The sequence below is a fragment of the Bradyrhizobium sp. genome (genome assembly GCF_016462955.1).
Lineage (GTDB): Bacteria > Pseudomonadota > Alphaproteobacteria > Rhizobiales > Xanthobacteraceae > Bradyrhizobium.
The window spans coordinates 1-2,219 of record NZ_JAEMSD010000773.1 but is presented as its reverse complement, the minus strand read 5'-3'; the positions used below and the strand labels follow the sequence as shown (position 1 = coordinate 2,219).

At 65.1% G+C, this 2,219-nt stretch carries 2 protein-coding genes; both read left to right on the top strand.

Annotation, left to right across the window (positions count from 1 at the left end; translation table 11 throughout):
- Positions 1-1,125 (top strand): site-specific DNA-methyltransferase (locus JHD07_RS38190; RefSeq protein WP_291631628.1); only part of this gene is annotated, 1,125 nt, incomplete at its 5' end.
- A 263-nt stretch (positions 1,126-1,388) separates the two neighbouring features.
- Positions 1,389-2,069 (top strand): glutathione S-transferase family protein, encoded by a 681-nt coding sequence (locus JHD07_RS38185; RefSeq protein WP_291631626.1) that lies wholly within the window; start codon positions 1,389-1,391, stop codon positions 2,067-2,069.
- Positions 2,070-2,219: the final 150 nt, after the last annotated feature.

Here is a 2,219-nt window from a genome sequence, read left to right as displayed (position 1 = left end):
GAGTCGCGTCGCGGGGCGTCTGCAATGGCGCCCCGCTCAAATTTTGAGTCCGCCTCGCATCGCATCATCCTCGGCGATTGCGTCGCCGAGATGTCGAAGCTGCAGGCAGGTTCGGTCGATCTCGTGTTCGCCGATCCGCCCTACAATCTCCAGCTCAAGGGCGATCTCAAGCGCCCCGACGAATCGCACGTCGATGCCGTCGACGACGACTGGGACAAGTTCGATTCGTTTGCCGCCTACGACGATTTCACCCGGGCCTGGCTGCTCGCCGCCCGCCGCGCGATGAAGCCGTCGGCGACGATCTGGGTGATCGGCTCCTATCACAACATCTTCCGCGTCGGCGCGATCATGCAGGACCTCGGCTTCTGGCTCCTGAACGACATCGTCTGGCGCAAGACCAACCCGATGCCGAATTTCCGCGGCCGCCGCTTCACCAACGCGCACGAGACCATGATCTGGGCCGCGCGCGACGAGAAGGCCAAGGGCTACACGTTCAACTACGAGGCGCTGAAGGCGGCCAACGAGGACGTGCAGGCGCGCTCCGACTGGCTGATCCCGCTCTGCACCGGCGAGGAGCGTCTCAAGGGCGCCGACGGCAAGAAAGTGCATCCGACCCAGAAGCCGGAAGGCCTGCTGGCGCGTGTGCTGCTGTCCTCGTCCAAGCCCGGCGATCTCGTGATAGATCCCTTCAACGGCACCGGCACCACCGGCGCCGTCGCCAAGCGCCTCGGCCGCTCCTATATCGGCTTCGAACGCGACAAGACCTACGCCAAGGCCGCGGAGGCGCGTATCACCAGGGTCGAACCGCTGCCGGAAGAGAGCCTCGCCCCGTTCATGACCGCGCGCGAGGCGCCGCGCGTGGCGTTCTCCGAGCTGATCGAGCGCGGCATGATCATGCCCGGCACCAAGCTGTTCGACGCCAAGAAGAAGCTCGGCGCCCTCGTGCGCGCCGACGGCGCCATCATGCTCGGCGACAAGGTCGGCTCGATCCACCGCATCGGCGCGGTGGCGCAAGGCGCACAGGCCTGCAACGGCTGGACCTTCTGGCACGTCGAGACCAAGAAGGGCCTCAAGCTGATCGACGAGCTCCGCGCCGAGATCCGCGCCGGCATGGCGGCGGAGTAGGCCTCCTCCTCCGTCATTCCTGGACTCGCGAAGCGAGAGCCCGGAATGACAACTAAGGTCGAATGCCGCCGCTGTGAGGAGACCGGCGCGGCGATGGTCATTACGGCGGCAATCGGTCTTTTGTTACGCCGCCTGACCTGCGTCGCGCGCAGACACCGCCCGGCAAACTCGCCGGTTGCTCTCGCCGGCGGTTCAGGCAACACAAGGCTCACCCAAAAAGGCCGCGCGTCCGCACGCGGCGACAGACATCGGGGAGATGTGTGATGCTCAAATTCTATTTCAACGGGTCGCCGAACCCGACCAAGGTCGCGCTGTTTCTGGAGGAGGCCGGCTTGGCCTACGAGCCGGTGAAGGTCGACACCCGCAAGGGCGAGCAGTTCGCGCCGGACTACCTCAAGGTCAATCCGAACGGCAAGGTGCCGGCGATCGACGACAATGGGACGATCGTGTTCGACTCGAACGCCATCCTGCTCTATCTCGCCGAGAAGACCGGCAAGTTCCTGCCCTCGCACCGCGCCGAATTGCTGTCCTGGCTGATGTTCGTGGCCAGCGGCGTCGGGCCGTATTCGGGCCAGGCCGTGCACTTCAAGCACTTTGCGCCGAAGGACCAGAACCACGACTACGCCCATAACCGCTACCAGTACGAGACTGATCGCCACTACAGGATTCTCGACGGTCACCTCAAAGACCGCCGCTACATGGTCGGCGACGATTATTCGATCGTCGACATGGCGCTGTGGGGCTGGGCGCGCATGGTACCGTTCAAGCTCGGCGACGACGCCTTTGCGCGCTACCCGAACGTGAAGCGGCTGGTCGACGAGATCTCGGCGCGCCCGGCGGCGGCGCGCGCGATCGCGCTGAAGGACAAGTTCACCTTCAAGGCCGAGATGGACGACGAGGCGCGCGCCAACATGTTCAAGCACATGACGACCAAGGTCGCCTGATCACGTCACTTTCGACGTCGAGGCCACGCGCATGCGCGTGGCCTCTTGGCTTTGCCTTCAGGCGGCGTGCACCGAGCCCAGGAACTTGGCCACCTCCTGCTTCAGCCGGTTGCTGTCGGCCGAGAGCGAACGCGCCGCCGACAGCACCTG